Annotated in this window: 10 protein-coding genes; 2 read left to right on the top strand and 8 right to left on the bottom strand. The window is 60.5% G+C overall.

Features of this window, described 5'->3' with window-relative positions; translation table 11 throughout:
• Positions 1-217: 217 nt before the first annotated feature.
• Entirely contained in the window at positions 218-1879 is a 1662-nt protein-coding gene (locus VFU66_RS08335; protein WP_326445779.1) for a GH39 family glycosyl hydrolase, read from the bottom strand.
• 103 nt (positions 1880-1982) lie between these two features.
• Here VFU66_RS08335 and VFU66_RS08330 point away from each other — a divergent pair, with 103 nt between their 5' ends.
• On the top strand, positions 1983-3419 hold the full coding sequence (locus VFU66_RS08330) for an arabinose isomerase (RefSeq protein ID WP_326445778.1): 1437 nt from the start codon (positions 1983-1985) through the stop codon (positions 3417-3419).
• A gap of 17 nt (positions 3420-3436) precedes the next feature.
• Here VFU66_RS08330 and VFU66_RS08325 read toward each other — a convergent pair whose 3' ends face one another.
• The 5 genes from VFU66_RS08325 to VFU66_RS08305 form a co-directional block, all read right to left on the bottom strand.
• On the bottom strand, positions 3437-5683 hold the full coding sequence (locus VFU66_RS08325) for a beta-glucosidase family protein (protein WP_326445777.1): 2247 nt from the start codon (positions 5681-5683) through the stop codon (positions 3437-3439).
• A gap of 191 nt (positions 5684-5874) precedes the next feature.
• Entirely contained in the window at positions 5875-6294 is a 420-nt protein-coding gene (locus tag VFU66_RS08320) for a VOC family protein (RefSeq protein ID WP_326445776.1), read from the bottom strand.
• Between the two features lie 89 nt (positions 6295-6383).
• Complete coding sequence (locus VFU66_RS08315) at positions 6384-6719, bottom strand: hypothetical protein (RefSeq protein WP_326445775.1); 336 nt, start codon at positions 6717-6719, stop codon at positions 6384-6386.
• A 101-nt stretch (positions 6720-6820) separates the two neighbouring features.
• Positions 6821-8281 carry an ATP-binding protein gene (locus tag VFU66_RS08310; RefSeq protein WP_326445774.1) on the bottom strand — a complete coding sequence of 487 codons (1461 nt, stop codon included), beginning with the start codon at positions 8279-8281 and terminating at the stop codon, positions 6821-6823.
• A 23-nt stretch (positions 8282-8304) separates the two neighbouring features.
• The gene (locus tag VFU66_RS08305) at positions 8305-9951 is read right to left on the bottom strand and encodes an FAD-dependent oxidoreductase (protein ID WP_326445821.1); all 1647 of its coding nucleotides are present in this window, start codon (positions 9949-9951) and stop codon (positions 8305-8307) included.
• Between the two features lie 243 nt (positions 9952-10194).
• On the opposite strand from VFU66_RS08305, the gene VFU66_RS08300 reads away from it, so the two are divergent.
• Positions 10195-10851, top strand: coding sequence for a response regulator transcription factor (locus VFU66_RS08300; protein ID WP_326445773.1), 657 nt, complete (start codon positions 10195-10197; stop codon positions 10849-10851).
• A 56-nt stretch (positions 10852-10907) separates the two neighbouring features.
• On the opposite strand, the gene pruA is transcribed toward VFU66_RS08300, so the two are convergent.
• Positions 10908-12503, bottom strand: coding sequence for an L-glutamate gamma-semialdehyde dehydrogenase (gene pruA / locus VFU66_RS08295; RefSeq protein WP_326445772.1), 1596 nt, complete (start codon positions 12501-12503; stop codon positions 10908-10910).
• Positions 12504-12565: 62 nt separating this feature from the next.
• The gene (locus tag VFU66_RS08290) at positions 12566-16102 is read right to left on the bottom strand and encodes a trifunctional glycoside hydrolase family 18/polysaccharide deacetylase/glycosyltransferase family 2 protein (protein WP_326445771.1); all 3537 of its coding nucleotides are present in this window, start codon (positions 16100-16102) and stop codon (positions 12566-12568) included.
• Positions 16103-16212: the final 110 nt, after the last annotated feature.

Raw genomic sequence — 16212 nt, 5'->3', positions numbered from 1 at the left:
GAAAATGCTGGATATCTGGTGAAACTGGATACTTCGCGGCGTGTTGAGGCGAATGTCTTAGCAGCGGCGCGGGAAACCGTTTCCCGAATGCGATAAAACGAATGTACACGTGTTCTCATTGGTGAAATCGCTATTATTTGATGTTTGGAAGCTATTGGAACGATAAATATTCCAAGAAAGATGCATCTCAATCTGTCCCTTACGCTCGCAGCGATCCTTACCACTCCAGACGTAGCAACGATGTTGCCTGCCGAGGCAGTTCTGTCTCAAGCATCACGTTGCCGTCTTTGACGTCGAGCCATCGCGGAGAATCGAGAAGTTGAAGCTGGCCGGCTGCTTTCAGCTTCGCGTACTGCTCCGGCGTCGGCTGCTGCGGAGATCCCATCGCTTTCCATACGGTGTAGGCGTTGCTGTGATGCTCGTCGATGCGGTAGTGCTGCAACAGGACGCGATGCACATTGGCTGGGATGCCTGAGACGACGACCTGAACCTGCGTGCCGGGCGCGGGCAGGTCATCGTCGTGATAGTTCCAAAGCATCACGGCGGCATTGCGCGTCGATGTTGTGGCCAGGGCGTCGATGTCCGGCGACTGCCGCACGCCTGATTTCAGAATCGCGTCGAGCGGGATCTCGCCGCTGCTGGTTGTGCTGACGCGCTCGCCGGACATGAGCCCGGCCATGCGGAAGACATTCAGGACAGGCTTGTCGATGCCGTTGGTTGCGAGCGAGCGGAAGCCCTCGAAGTAGTCCTTGTTCTCGAACTCGAACGACCAACTGAGCATGGCGATCAGGTTCGTGTGATGGCGGTCTTTCAGTGCAAAGAGATTCTTGATTGCAGCAGCGGTATAGACCGGATAGAGCGTTCCGTTGCGATAGTTGTTCGCCGGGTTCACTTTGGCCGAGCAGGCCGCGCAGCCTTCGGGGTCAGCCTCGCTGATGATGACAGGCAGATGCTGGAGCTTCGGGTGCTTTGCGATGATGGCGAATCCCTGATCGACGTCGTTCAATTCGTTGCTCAGGCCCATCTGGACATACGTGCCGATCACCTTCGGATGGCCTTTGGCGTGGAATGAGATAAAGTCGAGCGGCACAGGGCCTCCAGTGGCTGCGCTCCTGCCGTTCTCAACGTGGTTCAGAAAGCCTTCGAGGAACTTTGCGGCCCTCGGCGATCCCGGCCCTGTGGAGGCGGGTCCGCCGACGCGCGCGCCGGGCAGAGCTTTGCGCACGCCTGCTGCGGCGTAGTCATAGAGCTTGTAGTAGTTCTCAGGAGTGGAGTGCCAGTAAGGAATGTCGGGCTCGTTCCACACTTCGAAGTACCACTGAAGCACTTCGTTGCGGCCATAGCGCGCGACCAGATGCTCGGTGACTTTGCGGACGAGTTCGCCCCACATGGCGTAGTCCTTCGGCGGATTCTGCGATCCACCGGAGATGGTGTCGTGTGGATAGTGGACTTGGTAGGGGTCGGGGTTGACGGCGAGATCGCGCGGCATAAAGCCCAGCTCGACATACGGGCGAACGCCGGCGGCCTTGTAGGCATCAAAGATGCCGTCAAGGATTTTGAAGTTGTAGACGGGTTTGCCGTTGGCGTCGAGCGAGAAGACGTTCGTGGAACTCCACTTCAGTTCCGGCACGCCGTTGCCGGAGGTCAGCAGATGGTGCGCGCGAATGTAGACGGGCACGGGGCTCAGGTCGTGCAGCTCACCGAGAAGTTGCCGTCCGTGCGGCATCGTTGTGTAGTTCGCTTCGTCATAGCCAAACCAGCGATAGATGGGCGTGTACGGTCCTTCAGGTTTGGAGAGATCGACTTTGATGGAAACAGGAGTCTGTGCCGCCATCTGCAGGGTCGCGGCGCAAAGCAGAGCTATCACGAATGAGCGCATTCCAATGCCTTTCCAGCGTGCTGTTTTCCAGACTCGTTTATTGGTGGAAATAATTTCAATCATTATCTCGCACTCTTCGGCGTCGCACCCTTACTCTGAAAGCATGAATTCAAGCTATCAACAAGTGCGCGTTGGATTGATCGGCCTTGGGCTCTCGGCATACTGGGAGCAGTTTGAAGGGCTGGAACGGCGATTGCTCGGCTATCTCACTGAGGTCGAGCAGAAGATCGCCTCGCCGGATCGTGTGACCCTGAACTTCGGTCTCGTGGATACCGCGCAGAAGGCGGTTGAGGTGGGGCATCGATGCCGTCAGAGCGACATCGACATTCTGCTGGTCTACGTGACCACGTATGCGCTCTCCGCGACGGTGCTGCCTGTGATTCAGCGCGCGAAGGTGCCGGCGCTGCTGCTGAACCTGCAGCCGGGCGATGCGATTGACTACGAAAAGTTCAATCGCATGACCGACAGAACGGCGATGACCGGAGAATGGCTGGCATGGTGCAGTGCCTGTCCCATGCCGGAGATTGCCAATGTACTCGGCCGACTTGGCGTGCCCTTTCACCAGGTGACTGGGATGCTGCGCAACGATCCGGCCTGCTGGCGAGAAGTAGACGAGTGGCTTCGTGCTGCTGAGGTAGTGCATACACTGTCGCACAGCAGGCTCGGGCTGATGGGGCACTATTACAGCGGGATGCTCGACATCGCTACCGATCTGGCGCAGGTGAGCGGCAGGTTCGGCATGCACATCGAGCAGCTTGAAGTGGATGAATTGAGCAGCTTGCGCAGGGAAGTTGGCGGCGATGCTCTTGAGAAAAAGTTAGGAGCTTTCCGCGAGTTCTTTGAGATAGGGAAGGATTGCACAGAGGCGGAGCTTGCCCGCGCGGCGCGCACCGCCGTTGCGCTGGATCGGCTGGTCGAGAAAAACGAGCTGAATCTGCTTGCTTACTACTACAAGGGGACGGGCGTTGCGGAGAACGAGGACACCATGAGCTCGATCATTCTCGGCACGTCGATGCTGACAGGGCGAGGTATTCCCGTGGCTGGCGAGTATGAGGTGAAGAATGTCATCGCGATGAAGATGATGGACCTGCTCGGCGCGGGCGGATCGTTCAGCGAGTACTACGCAATCGACTTCGCCGACGATCTGGTGTTGCTGGGGCACGATGGGCCGGGCCACATCGGCATTGCCGAAGACAGGATCAAGGTGCGGCCATTGCAGGTGTATCACGGCAAAGTGGGCAGGGGGCTTTCGGTCGAAATGCAGGTGAAGCATGGACCGGTCACGCTGCTCTCCGTCGTCGAGGACAGAGAGCGCGGATTCAAGCTGTTGGTTGCGGAGGGCGAGAGCGTTGCCGGACCGATTCTCGAGATTGGCAACACCAACAGCCGGTATCGTTTTGCGCCAGGCGCGCGCGGCTTTGTTGAGCAGTGGAACGCCCATGGCCCCGCGCATCATTGCGCTATCGGCCTGGGACACATCGCGTCGCAGTTGGCCAGGATTGCGGACCTGCTGGACCTCGGCTTCAGTCAGGTCTGCTGACGAAGCCGAGGCGGCGACTATTCCGCGACGTGCAGGGTTGCTGTGAGCGGAGTCGAGGCTGAGGATTCGCCTGCCATCACCGTATAGTCGCCGGAAAGAAGCTGCCATCCGTCTTTCGCGGTGTCGAAGACCGAGAGGTAGAGCGGGTTGAGCGTGAGCGTCACGTCCTTCGATTCGCCCGGCGCGAGCGTCACGCGCTGCCACGCAACCAGTCGCTTGTAGTTCTCGTGCGCAGATGCGGGCAGCTTCGTGTAGACCTCGGCGATCTCCGTACCTTTGCGCGTTCCTGTATTCTTCACGGTGAAGTGAACGGTGCGCGCGGCGTCGTCCACGCTCAGGCCGGAGTAGGCATAGGTGGTGTACGACAGGCCGAAGCCGAAGGGGAAAAGTGGCTGCTGGTGTGTGGCCTCAAACCACTTGTAGCCGACCTTCGCGCCTTCGGTGTAGCTCAGGTTCCAGGTCTGGATCTTGCGGCCCTTGCCATCGACATAGACTGCGCCCTTGTCTTTGCTCCGGTCCATGCCAACGATCTCCGGATGCGGCAACTGCGCGATGTCTTTCGGAAAGGTTGCGGGGAGCTTGCCGGAGGGATTCACATCGCCGAACAAAACGTTCGCCAGCGCCTGCGCCCCGCCGATGCCTGGATACCACGCTTCGACGATGCCCTTCACCTTGCCCGCCCACGGCATCGAGACCGGACCGCCGGTTTCGAGCACGACGATGGTGTTTGGATTTGCAGCAACAACGGCATCGACCAGCGCGTCCTGATTGTCGGGCAGCGAGAGCGTATGCGCATCGTGGCCTTCGCTCATCCACTGCGTGACGAAGACGACGGCTACGTTCGCCTTCTTCGCAAACGCAGCGGCCGCCGCCGGGTTCGAGCCATCGTTGTAGCTGACAGTCGCTGCAGGCGATTTTTCGCGGATGTACTTGAGCGGCGAGGAAGGGAAGTAGACCGGCACGCCCCAGCGCGAGCCGCCCGGGTGCGGATGCACGGCGTCGCCGTTCGGGGCGTCCACCTGCGCGGAGCCGCCGCCGGAGAGCACGGCGAGATCGGCGTGTCCGCCGATGAGCGCAATCGACTCTGAGGGCGCGGCTTTAAGCGGAAGGATGCCGTCTTCATTTTTGAGCAGCACGATGCTCTCTTCTTCGATGTGCCTGGCGTCGTCGCGTCCCTGGAAGGGATCGACCACGGTGTGGATGGGAGGATGGTCCACAACGCCGGCGGCGAACATGCTGCGCAGGATGCGATGCACCATGTCGTTGAGGCGCGGCATCGGCACCTTCCCGTCCTGAACGGCCTGCTTGAGCGGAGCGGCGAAGAAGCCATCGTCGCCGGGCATCTCCTGATCGAGCCCGTTCAGTGCGGCCTTGACGGTAGTGTGCGTCCCGCCCCAGTCGGAGAGCACAAAGCCCTTGAAGCCGAAGTCTTGCTTAAGCACCTGGTTGAGCAGGTAGTCGTTCTCGCAGGCGTAGTCGCCGTTGACCAGGTTGTAGGAGCACATCACCGCCGACGGTTTAGCGATGCCGATGGCGACCTCAAACGCGAGCAGGTCCGACTCGCGCATCGCCTTTTTGTCGATCTCGACGTTGACCTCGTTGCGCACCGTCTCCTGATCATTAAGCGCGTAGTGCTTGATGTCGCTCATGACGTGCTGGGCGATCACGCCTTTCTCGACGTAGCCGTCCATCGTTCCGGCAAGCACGGGGTCTTCGCCGGCGTATTCGAAGTTGCGTCCGTTGCGCGGCTCGCGCATGAGGTCCACACCGCCGCCGATGGTCATGTTGTAGCCCTCGTCCCACAACTCGCGGCCGATGACGGAGCCGTAGAGGTAGGCGGCGTCCGTGTCCCAGCTCGACGCCGCGCCCAGCGTGGAGGGCAGCAGCGTAGCGTAGCGGCCGGCATAGGCGGCCATGCGAATGCCGACGGCGGAGTCGGTGAGGTTGATGTCGGGAATACCGAGCCGGTCGATGCCATGCACGAAACCAGCGCCGAAGTTCGAGCGCGGATCAACCGGCGCACCCGGACGCAGCACACCCCATCCGTCGCCGTGGACCATCTGGATCTTCTCGTCGAGCGTCATCTGCTGGACGACCATGTCGGCGCGCTGATCGGGGCTGAGCGCCTCGTTCATCCACGGCATGGCGGAGAGGTCAGGATGTTTCTGGGCAAGCGCAGTTCCAGCCCCAAGCGTCATCGTGAGCGATAACGCCATCAGCGCAGTGACAGACTTCCATCCTCGATGTTTCTCGGGAGAGTGCATCGGTGCTCCTTCAGTCCAGACAGATTCAGAACGCAGCTTTCCGCCGTTCTGCCCGAACCGCTGAAACACCGCCTTGCTGGTTGCTTCAGAGTCTAACTCAACTAAATCGATATAGGTAAGGGTGTAAGCAAATTATTTTTCAAATACCCCGAAGACAAAGGTTTGTCTTCATGGTCAACTGGTCAGTCCAGTCATTTGGCAAAGAGCTGCCCGGGGTCGGCGAACGCCTTGAATTCAAGAGCGTTGCCTGCCGGGTCGAGGAAGAACATCGTGGCCTGTTCGCCGACTTCGCCCTTGAAGCGGATATACGGCTCGATGATGAACGCGATGCCGGCGCTGCGCAGTCTGGCCGCAAGCGCCTCCCATGCATCCATCGGGAGCACAACTCCGAAGTGCGGCACAGGGACATCGTGGCCATCGACGGGATTGTGATGTCGCTTCGTAGCGGGGCCAGGCTTGAGGTGCGCGACAATCTGGTGGCCGAAGAGGTTGAAGTCGATCCACTGCGCGGAGCTGCGGCCTTCTTCGCAGCCCAGCGTGCCGCCGTAGAAGGCGCGTGCGGCTGCGAGGTCATCGACAGGAAAGGCAATATGAAATGGGGTGAGGGTCACGATGCGCTCCTGACACTCATCTTACGGCACTCATCTTACGATGGCAGCGCGCGATTGAGTGCCAGGAGCAGCACGAACATCGTTTTGAATCACTGCTGGCGGAAGGCCGCTTCGTATCCGCTCAGGTAGGCGAGACGAAATGTATTCTGGTAATCCGCGAACGGTCCCATGCCTGGTTGGAAGCCGGGCGTGTCGCGGTACTTCCAGTTGTTGCGCGGATGGTAGCCTGAGCGGTTGTACAGGTCGCGTGCGGCATCGTCCTGTCCGGCGCGGTAGCCCTCATGCCGCGCGTGGGCGATCATGGGTGGAACTTCGTTCACCGGCGGAGGCGGAGGGGCCGAGACATAGTACGTCTGGTGAGAACAGCCTGCGGTCAACAGAATGCCCGCCGCGATGAGAGGTACGGCAAGTCGAGAGAGCTTCATGGTGTCCTCGCGCTCCAGTCGCGCAGGTGAGCTTGCGCGTTCTGAAGCTACAAACGCACATTACACAGAAATGTTGCCGCAAAGGATATGCCCTGAAGGTGCTACTGGCGCGCGGCGGGGATGCGCACGACGAACTCCGTGTTGCCCGGCACGGAGGAGAAGTGGATGCTGCCGCCGTACTGGTCCACGATGCGCTGCACGATGCCCAGCCCAATGCCTGTGCCCACGCCGACAGGCTTGGTCGTATAGAACGGGTCGAAGATCTGCGGTTGGACATCGAGCGGGATGCCGCCGCCGTCATCGGCCACCATGACGCAGATCTCCTTGCGCGAGTTGCCGTTGTTCAACTGCGCGGTCTCAGCCCATGTGCGGACGCGGATCTTTCCCTTTGCCGATACGGCGTCGATGGCGTTGTCGAGCAGGTTGGTCCATATCTGGTTCAGGCCGAAGGCTTCGCTTTCAAGCGCAGGCAGGTCCTGGGCAAAGGTTTTCTCGACGACGATCTCTTTTTCGCGCATCTTGTGGGCCAGAATCACGAGCGTTGCGCGGATGCTCTCGTTCACGTCGAGGGATTGTTTTTTGCCTTTGCCCTCGTATGCATACGATTTGACCGCGTGGACCAGATCGGTCACGCGGCCAATGCTTTCTTCGATAGTGCCTACCAGTTGCATGCTCGAAACCAGTGCGTCCAGCCAACTCAGCGCGTCGGAAAACATGTCGCCCTGGAACTCATCGCGCGCGCACATCAGTTCATGTTCGTCCATGCCGACGGAAACCAGCGTGGGGGCCAGCTTCCAGGCATTCTCCACATTGGCCGACTCGAGCCACTCGGCCAGCCTCTCCTCCGCATCGCTCTGTTCAAGCGAGTTCATCGTGTGCGGACGTTGATCGGCAAGCGCGTGGTCCTGCAGGTCAAACATGCACTTCTTCTGCTCTGAGGTCAGATCGCACTGTTTGAACTTGAGCGAGATCTGGTGCAGCCGCAGCAGGTTTTGCCGGAGTTGCGAAGCGGCACGGCGCGCAGCGGCGCCCGGGTTATTCAACTCGTGCATCAGGCCCGCGGCCAGCGTGCCCAGCGAGGCCATCTTCTCCTGCTGCACGGTGACGCTCTGCATCTTTTGCACACGGTCAGCCATGTTCGAGAGGATCGCCTTGCGTACTCCGGGGCAGGTGGTCATCAGCTTCCAGAAGCCTTCTTCGCTCAACTGCAACAGCGTGCTGTCGCTGCCGGTTCGTGCGTTGACGACGCTTGGAATGTTGGCCAGCAAAGGCAGCTCACCGAAGGCGGAGCCCTTGGACATGCAGGCGACGGAGGTCTCGCGGCCATCGGGATAGACCCAGAAGATCTCCACTTCGCCTTCCACCAGGATCCAGAAGTTGTGGACCATCTCGCTCTGGCGCACCAGTGTTGCGCCCTTGGGCAAGTGGACTTCTTCGACGCCCTCCAGGCAGCGCAGCTCGTCGTCCTTCAGCGACGACAGAATAGGCGCCGAGCGCAGCTTGCGAATCATCTCCGCGCTCATGGTTTCGTTCTTTCCGACTGCCTGGGTTTGCTCACTCATGGTCTTACGAAAACTACCGCCTTTCAAAGCGTTGCCAGATACTGGTGTACAAACTGAATTGCGATTGAGCCTTCGCCGACTGCCGAAGCGCATCGTTTTATAGAATTGAATCGCACGTCGCCCGCGACAAACACGCCGGGCATACTGGTTTCGAGCAGGTACGGCTCGCGGTCCAGCTTCCACGACTGCGGACACTTCGCCTTAAGATCCGGGCCGGAGAGCACAAAGCCACGCTTGTCGCGCAGAAGCCCCGCAGGCAGCCAGTCCGTCTTCGGCTCCGCGCCGATGAAGATGAACAGCGAGCTGGTGTGGCGGGCCTCTTCGCCGTTCGGCGTCTTGAGCGTCAGGCATTCGAGATGCTCGTTGCCCGAGGCGGAGACCACCTCGGTGCGCGTCTCGACGATGATGTTCGGCGTCGCCTCGATCTGGTCGATCAGGTACTTCGACATGCTCTTGCTCAGCGAGTCGGCACGGACGATCATGCGCACTTTGGCGGCGTAGCGCGCGAAGTGCATCGCTGCCTGGCCTGCCGAGTTGGCGCCGCCTACGATATAGACCTCTTCATTGGCACAGGACATCGCCTCCGTCAGCGCCGCCCCGTAATATATCCCGGCACCGCTGAACTTGTCTGCGCCCGGAATGTCGAGCTTGCAATACGACACGCCTGTGGCGAGCAGGCAGACGTGGCACGTCACCTCGCGCCCGTCCTTCATGCCGACGATCAGGTACTGGTTCTCCTGCCGGATACCAGTGACCTTTTGCAGCAGAAACTCCGCGCCCAGCCTTCCTGCTTGCAGAAATGCCCGTTTGGCCAATTCCTCGCCGCTTACTCCCTGCGGAAAGCCGAGATAGTTTTCGATGCGGGAGCTTGATCCAGCCTGCCCGCCCGCGGCATTCGGCTCGACGATGAGCGTCTTCAAACCCTCGGACGCGCCGTACACTCCTGCAGCGAGACCGGCAGGCCCAGCCCCAACGACGACCAGGTCGTAGAACTGCTGCTGCGCCTGCGTCGAGATGCCTACTTTGTTCGCTACTTCTATGGAAGTAGGCTGCACGAGCGCCGTGCCGTCGCCGAAGAGCACCACCGGCAGCTTCGCGTCATCGAGACCTTTTTCCTTCAGCAGATCGATGGCCTCGGGGTTCTGCTCCGGCGTCAGCCATTGATACGGAATGCGGTTGCGCGAGAGAAAGTCGCGGATCGCGTGGTCCTTAGGCGACCAGCGCGTGCCCACCACGCGGATGCCCTCGAACGGCGGCTTATATCCCTGCTTCCATGCTTCAAGCAGGTCGTCGAGCACCGGATAGAGTTTCTCTTCCGGCGGGTCCCAGGGCTTGTTCAGGTAATAGTGAATTTTTGCCGAATTGATGGCGCGGATAGCTGCTTCGGTATCCGCGTAAGCGGTCAGCAGCACGCGCTTGGCGTCGGGATAGATGGTGAGCGCCTGCTGCAGAAAATCAACTCCGGTCATGCCCGGCATCCGCTGGTCCGACAGGAACAGCGCGACGATGTCCTTGCGCTCCTGCAACTGGCGGCAGATGTCGAGCGCAGCCGCGCCCGAGGCCGCGCGGACGATGCGGTAATGCTGCCCGTAGTGGCGGCGCAGGTCCTGTACCACAGCTTCCAGCACACTGGTGTCGTCATCGATGGCGAGCAGAATTGGCTTAGGCATACTCTTGTTATACTTCGCCGGTGCCCCTGAGTTGAAGCCGGTAAACCGGCGGCGCCTCATCTTTGGATTCCCCCCGGCGCCTCCGGGGTTCAAAAACATGGGCTATTGTAAGTTCAGTCAACAAGCGCCCGTTGGTGCAGACCGCCTGATGTCCGAATTGCAGACATTTTTCCCGCTCCGCCCGCCTTCAGCCGATGGAGAGAAAGAACGGGGCATACGGCCCGGCAGGAGACGAACATACCGATGAATCGACTCATCCTCGCTGACAACCAGGCGATCTTCCGAGCCGGAGCCGCGCGTGTGCTCGCGCTTGAGGACGACATGCGCATCGTCGCCCAGTGCGAAGATGCGGCGAAACTCTTCTCCGCAATCGACAGCTTCCGTGGCTCGGTTGCGCTCGTCTCGACGAGTCTGAACCTCGACGTTGCCGCGCTTGTGTCGCACACGCAGCCGCTTGGCAGCCGCGTCATCCTCGTAACGGAAAATGCGGAGCATGTTGCCGAGGAAATCGCGCAACTCTTCGATGGCATCGTGAGCCGCAATGTCCCGGGACCCGACCTGGTGGACTGCGTGCGCCGTGTTGCGCGCGGCCAGCGCTATCTTCAGCACTCGAACGTCACCACCATGCACGCGGCAGATAACGTCGGCGCGCGCGTCCGCGATCGCCTGACGCCCAAAGAGATGCAGATTGTCTCGCTGATCGTGCAGGGCTGCAAGAACAAAGAGATTGCCCACCAGCTCGGCACCAAGGAGCAGGTCATCAAAAACTATCTGCGCAGCATTTACGACAAGACCGGCGTCTCCGACCGTCTCGAACTGGCGCTGTTCACGATTCATCATCGCGTGCTGGCCGAGGCTGCGGCAAAAGCCGGCAACCTCATCCAGATGAAGACGGCGTAAAGACAGCTATTAGCCTCTAGCTTTCAGCCTTGAGCTACAAGCCGGAAGATAGAGGCTTACTTCACTTTCTCCCCAATACTCTTTGCCTGCGTGAACAGCAGCAGATAATCGGGTCCGCCTGCCTTCGAGTCGGTGCCGCTCATGTTGAATCCGCCGAAAGGATGCGCGCCGACCATCGCGCCCGTGGATTTGCGGTTGAAGTAGAGATTGCCCACGTGGAACTCTTCTCCGGCGCGCTCCAGCTTCTCGCGCGAATTCGAGTACACCGAGCCTGTCAGGCCATATTCGGTGTTGTTGGCAATCGCCAGGGCTTCGTCGAAGCTGTGCGATTTGATGACTGCGAGCACCGGGCCGAAGATCTCCTCCTGTGCGATGCGAGCCGTGGGCGCAACATCCGCAATGACAGTGGGGGCGATGTAGTAGCCCTTTTCGGGCGTATCAATCGCCTTACCGCCATTCAGCAGTCTGCCCTCGCCCTTGCCGATCTCGATATAGTTCAAAATTTTGCGATACGCCTTCTCGCTGATGACCGGGCCGGTGTAAATATTCTTTACCGGGTCACCGGTTTGAATGGATTCGACCCGTGCGCGCAGACGGTCGCAGAAGCTGTCGTAGATCGCCGCGTCCACAATCGCGCGCGAGCAGGCCGAGCACTTCTGTCCGTTGAAGCCGAAGGCGCTGGCGACGACGCCCTCGACGGCGGCGTTGATGTCGCAATCGGCATCGACGATGATCGAGTCCTTGCCGCCCATCTCGAGGATGGTCCGCTTGATGAACTTCTGCCCAGGCAGCGTTACGGCGGCGCGCTCGTGAATATCCAGGCCCACGGCCTTCGATCCGGTAAATGCGATGAAGCGCGTCTGCGGATGCGCGACGATGGCGCTGCCGAACTCCGGTCCCTCGCCGGGGCAGAAGTTCACCACGCCGTCGGGCAGTCCGGCTTCGATCAGCAGATTCATAAAGCGTGCCGCAATGGTGGGCGCATCGACCGAAGGCTTCAGAATGACGGTATTGCCGCACACAATCGAAGCCGCCGTCATACCGGCCATAATGGCGAACGGAAAGTTCCACGGTGAGATCACCGCGCCCACGCCGAGCGGAATATAGCGCAGTCGGTTCCGCTCACCGGGATACTGGATGGGCGTCTTCACGGCATCGAGCCTGAGCGCCTCGCGTCCGTAGAATTCGAGGAAGTCGATGGTCTCGCCCACGTCGGCGTCAGCCTCGGCCCAGTTCTTGCCTGTCTCATAGACCAGCCAGGCATGGAACTCAAACTTGCGCAGGCGAATCATCTCCGCCGCGCGAAACAGCAGACCGGCTCGCTCGGCAACCGGCACGCGGCTCCAGCTCTGGAACGCGGTCTGCGCCGCGCGCATGGCGTCTTCTACATGCTCAAGCCCGGCATGCTGGTGAATGCCGACAACCTGCGCAGGCCGCGCCGGGTTCGTCGAAATGATCTTTTTCGTCGTCCGCAGCCGCTTGCCGCCGATGACCAGGTCGTACTCGCGGCCCAGTTGCGTGGCCACCTCGGCCAGCGCCGTCTCCATGGCGCGCTTGTTTTCAGCGGTGGAGAAGTCGACAAAAGGCTCATTGGCAAACGGATGCAGCGTGGTCGTGTACGCGGTCGCGGGGGAAAGGTCTACGGTAGCCATAAGGGTTAGATTCTAGCGCGAGCGAAAGAGTCTCGTCGCCCCGGCTCGTCACCGATTTTCGACTAGCGCATCTCGGTCAGCTTGTCGGTCTCCTTCGACATCTTGGCCGTGCGGTCGAGCTTGTCCCAACTGAAGGGTTTGCCGTCGATGGCACGCTTCACCGTCTTGAACAAAACCAGCGCAAAGAGCTGCCGATAGGTGAACCGCTGGATCCAGATGTGGAACAGCAGCCATGCATCGCCCTTGCTCGCCGGGTGTTTGCGTTCGAGCATGAACGCGAGCACGGACGTGATGAAGTCAATCACCAGGAAGACCATGAAGAAGGCCAGCAGCTTGTAGAAGCTGGCGGGCGACGTGGCCACCGGGTGGAAGTGTTTGTCGATGAAGTAGTGGATGATGCCCGCGACAAACATCAGGTCGATCAGCGGCGAGACCAGCGGCAGAATAATCTGGAAGATGACGATGTTGGGCAGCGCAAACAAGCCCATGGCGAGGTTGGTGGTGATGGCGCCGCGGTGCTTCCACACTGCCTGCAGGCTGCCAAACGACCACCGGAACCGCTGCCGGATGAGGCCGTCGGCGTTGATCGGGGCCTCAGTGAAGGCGAGCGCCTGGTCTTCGTAGATGGCCTTGTAGCCCTGTTCGAGCAGGTTCATGGTCAGGTCGGCATCTTCGGCCACGGTGTTGGAGTGGTAGCCTCCACCTGCCTTCACCGCTGCGGTGCGCCACGCGCCGATCGCGCCGGGCACAACCGGAACCACGTCGAATAGATCGAGCGCGCGCCGTTCGAAGTTCTGGCTGGTGATGTATTCAAGCGCCTGCCAGCGTGTCCACAGGTTCACGCGGTTGCCTACCTTGGCATTGCCCGCGACGGCTCCGACCTTCGGGTCGGCAAACAGCGCAACCAACCTGCCGATGGCGTCGTGCGCAATCACCGTGTCGGCATCAATGCCGACATAGATCTCTTCGTCGAAGTGTTCGAGAGCGTAGTTCAGCGCCTCGGCCTTGCCGGCGTTCGGCTTGGTCAGCACGGTCAGGCGTCCGGAGGCGATCTCTTTCGGATACGCGGCCTTCGCCACTTCGTAGGTGGCGTCGGTCGAGCCGTCGTCGATGACGATGATGCGCAGGTTCTTGTAGGTGGACATCATCACCGAGCGGATCGTCCGCACGATGACCTTCTCCTCGTTGTAAGCAGGAATCAGCACAGCGACGCGCGGCGCGTAGCCTGAACCCGCATAGCTGGTCCGCTTGCGGAAGCGGTCGATGACCGCGCAGATGCCGATGATAATCAGCCGCGCGGTCATCAGAATGTCGCCGACGAAGAACAGCGCCACGACGAAATTCTGGAAGAAGCCGATGAAGAAGAACGTCAGCGAATCGACGCGCGCCTGCCATCGCTGGTGTGATGTCAGAGGCGGCATCACCTGGGCGCGGGTCTTGCCCAGCAGGTCCGAGACCGGAACGATCTGGTAGCCATGCGCACGCAGGCTGGTGATCAGCAAGGGCAGCGCGGCCACAGTGGCCGAGCGGTCGCCGCCGCTGTCGTGCAGCAGGATGATCGAGCCCTTCGTCCACGGGCGGTCCTTCATGCCGGCGATCTGCGCAAAGACGCTGTCGATAATCTCCTTCGGCGTCTTGCGCGGATGCTCGTCCCAGTCGTTGGTGTCGATCTTGTTGCCCAGGATGACGTAGCCCATGCCCTGGATGCGGTCGATGGGCGCAGCCTGATCGTTGGTATCCGGCTCCTGATCGATGGAGTAGGGTGGGCGGAAGAACAGCGGCTGGACGCCCAGCTTCGCCGCGAAGAGACGCTCCGTCAGGTTGAGCTGAATGTCGACCTGCGCATTTGAAATATCGCTGACGTCCGGATGCGTGAAGGTGTGGTTGCCGATCTCGTGGCCTTCCCGATACACCCGCTGCATCATGCCCACGTTCTTTTCGGCGTTCTCGCCGATCATCAGGAACGTGGCCTTGACGTTGTACTTCTTCAGGATGTCGAGGATCTTCGGGGTCCACTCCGGATCGGGTCCATCGTCAAAGGTCAGGGCCACCTTGTTGGGGTGGTATCCGTACTGCTCGACCGTGTAGGAGAGCGGATAGGAGACCATCGACTCCTCGGTGATGGTGCGATAGCCCACGGGCACCGAGTCGTCGTCGTCCATTGTGATGGTGCGCTTGCCGTTCTGCGGACGGCGCGTGATGCGCAGGATGTCGCCGTCGCCTTCGGTATCGACGTCATAGCCCGGTGGAATCGTCGCGAGTGCCTTGACCGGGTCGGTCTTCTGCGGAGAGTCCCATATCTTCCACAGCGAATTGTCTTCCGAACCCAGTTGCCAGAGCGCGAACGTCTCAATGCCCAGCGCGCGCGCGGCCCGCATCTCGTTGAGCACCGTGACCGCATCGAGGAACCAGACCTGATGCCGCACATGCGCGTCTTCATCGTCGTAGGCGAAGTGCGGGTTCAGGGAATCGGAGTCCAGCTCCACCTCAGCTTCGGAGTCGTAGGCCTCCTGCCAGGCTTCCTGCGTGGAAAGATCGCGCGACCCAAGCACCTTCTCGGGCGCTGGCTTCTTTCTTTTGCCACGCCCTGGCGGCTCCGGCATGGTCGTGGTCCAGTCGTACCCATAGCTGCCCACCGAGCAGATGATCTTGTTCTTGGGAACGGTCTTCAGCACGGTCTTCAGGTTGTCGATGAACCAGTCCTGCGCGGCAATCGGCCCGGGTTCGCTGTCGATCTGGTGCTGGTCGTAGTTCATGATCAGCAAACCGTCGGAGTGGTTCGCCAGAAACGTCAGGTCGAAATCGTCGTCACCGACGGGCGCGTTGACGTAGAGGCGCAGGTTACGCGGATGAAAGTCGTTGTACAGTGCCTCGATCAGCGAGTTCAGTCCCGGTTGCGCATCGGTCGGGATCTCCTCGAAATCGAGCGAGATGCCGTGATAGCTGGGGTTCCCCGCCAGAAAGGCGTCGATCTGCTTAATGAAGTGCGCGCGCGACTGTTCGTTGTTGAGGAAGTCGCCGACCGACGGCTGGAAGTAGCCCTTGGTGGGGTCATAGTTGTTGACCAGCGGAAAGACTTCGGTGTTGGCGCGATTCTTCGCGATCGTATTGGCGACCTGACGCTCGCGGTCCACGCGGTGCACGCCTGCGGAATCGACCACGGCAAACGGGCTGTTGTCCTCCGAGTAGCCGGTCAGCGTGCCGTCCGGCGAGACGACATGCAGCCACTCGGGAAAGAGCAGATCAATCTGGTTGATGTGCTGCTTGAGCGACGAGTAGCTGGCCGGATCGTCCACCACATAGTAGGCCGCGCGCAGCCCTTCGCCCGAGTTCAGCTGCACCTCGGAGGGCTTCTTGTCGGTCTTGCGATGGGCCGGCCTGCGCAGCTTTTGCCCGGGCTTGAGCGCCGGTGGGTTGGCAAGCGCCCGGTAGTTGCGCTTAGGCGTCGTCAGCAGAAGCTCAGGAAGCGGCTTCATCCGTAGCAGATTAATGATGAACAGCGTGCCCAGCAGCACGCCCAGCAGGGCGAGGATGTCGAAGATTCGGCGTAGCCGCTTCCATCGCTTGCGTTGCGGATCGTAAAAGACTTGTCTGTTCATCGAATGAAGCTGGCGGCCTGCCTATGCTGGGGAAACTCGGAATCAGTATTGCCTGGAAAGCGCGTGAACCAGGTCACGCCGCTCATCTCACATCTCCACATGGGGCATGG

This window comes from Edaphobacter sp., from assembly GCF_035763405.1.
Lineage (GTDB): Bacteria > Acidobacteriota > Terriglobia > Terriglobales > Acidobacteriaceae > Edaphobacter.
Note: the sequence above shows the minus strand (reverse complement) of the source record. Positions and strands in the feature narration are given on the sequence as shown.

What these genes read in the sequence shown, in the direction of transcription:
- VFU66_RS08335 (WP_326445779.1), bottom strand. Translation starts at nt 1,879, where the DNA reads ATGCGCTCATTCGTGATAGCTCTGCTTTGCGCCGCGACCCTGCAGATG.
- VFU66_RS08330 (WP_326445778.1), top strand. Translation starts at nt 1,983, where the DNA reads ATGAATTCAAGCTATCAACAAGTGCGCGTTGGATTGATCGGCCTTGGG.
- VFU66_RS08325 (WP_326445777.1), bottom strand. Translation starts at nt 5,683, where the DNA reads ATGCACTCTCCCGAGAAACATCGAGGATGGAAGTCTGTCACTGCGCTG.
- VFU66_RS08315 (WP_326445775.1), bottom strand. Translation starts at nt 6,719, where the DNA reads ATGAAGCTCTCTCGACTTGCCGTACCTCTCATCGCGGCGGGCATTCTG.
- VFU66_RS08310 (WP_326445774.1), bottom strand. Translation starts at nt 8,281, where the DNA reads ATGAGTGAGCAAACCCAGGCAGTCGGAAAGAACGAAACCATGAGCGCG.
- VFU66_RS08305 (WP_326445821.1), bottom strand. Translation starts at nt 9,951, where the DNA reads ATGCCTAAGCCAATTCTGCTCGCCATCGATGACGACACCAGTGTGCTG.
- VFU66_RS08300 (WP_326445773.1), top strand. Translation starts at nt 10,195, where the DNA reads ATGAATCGACTCATCCTCGCTGACAACCAGGCGATCTTCCGAGCCGGA.
- pruA (WP_326445772.1), bottom strand. Translation starts at nt 12,503, where the DNA reads ATGGCTACCGTAGACCTTTCCCCCGCGACCGCGTACACGACCACGCTG.
- VFU66_RS08290 (WP_326445771.1), bottom strand. Translation starts at nt 16,102, where the DNA reads ATGAACAGACAAGTCTTTTACGATCCGCAACGCAAGCGATGGAAGCGG.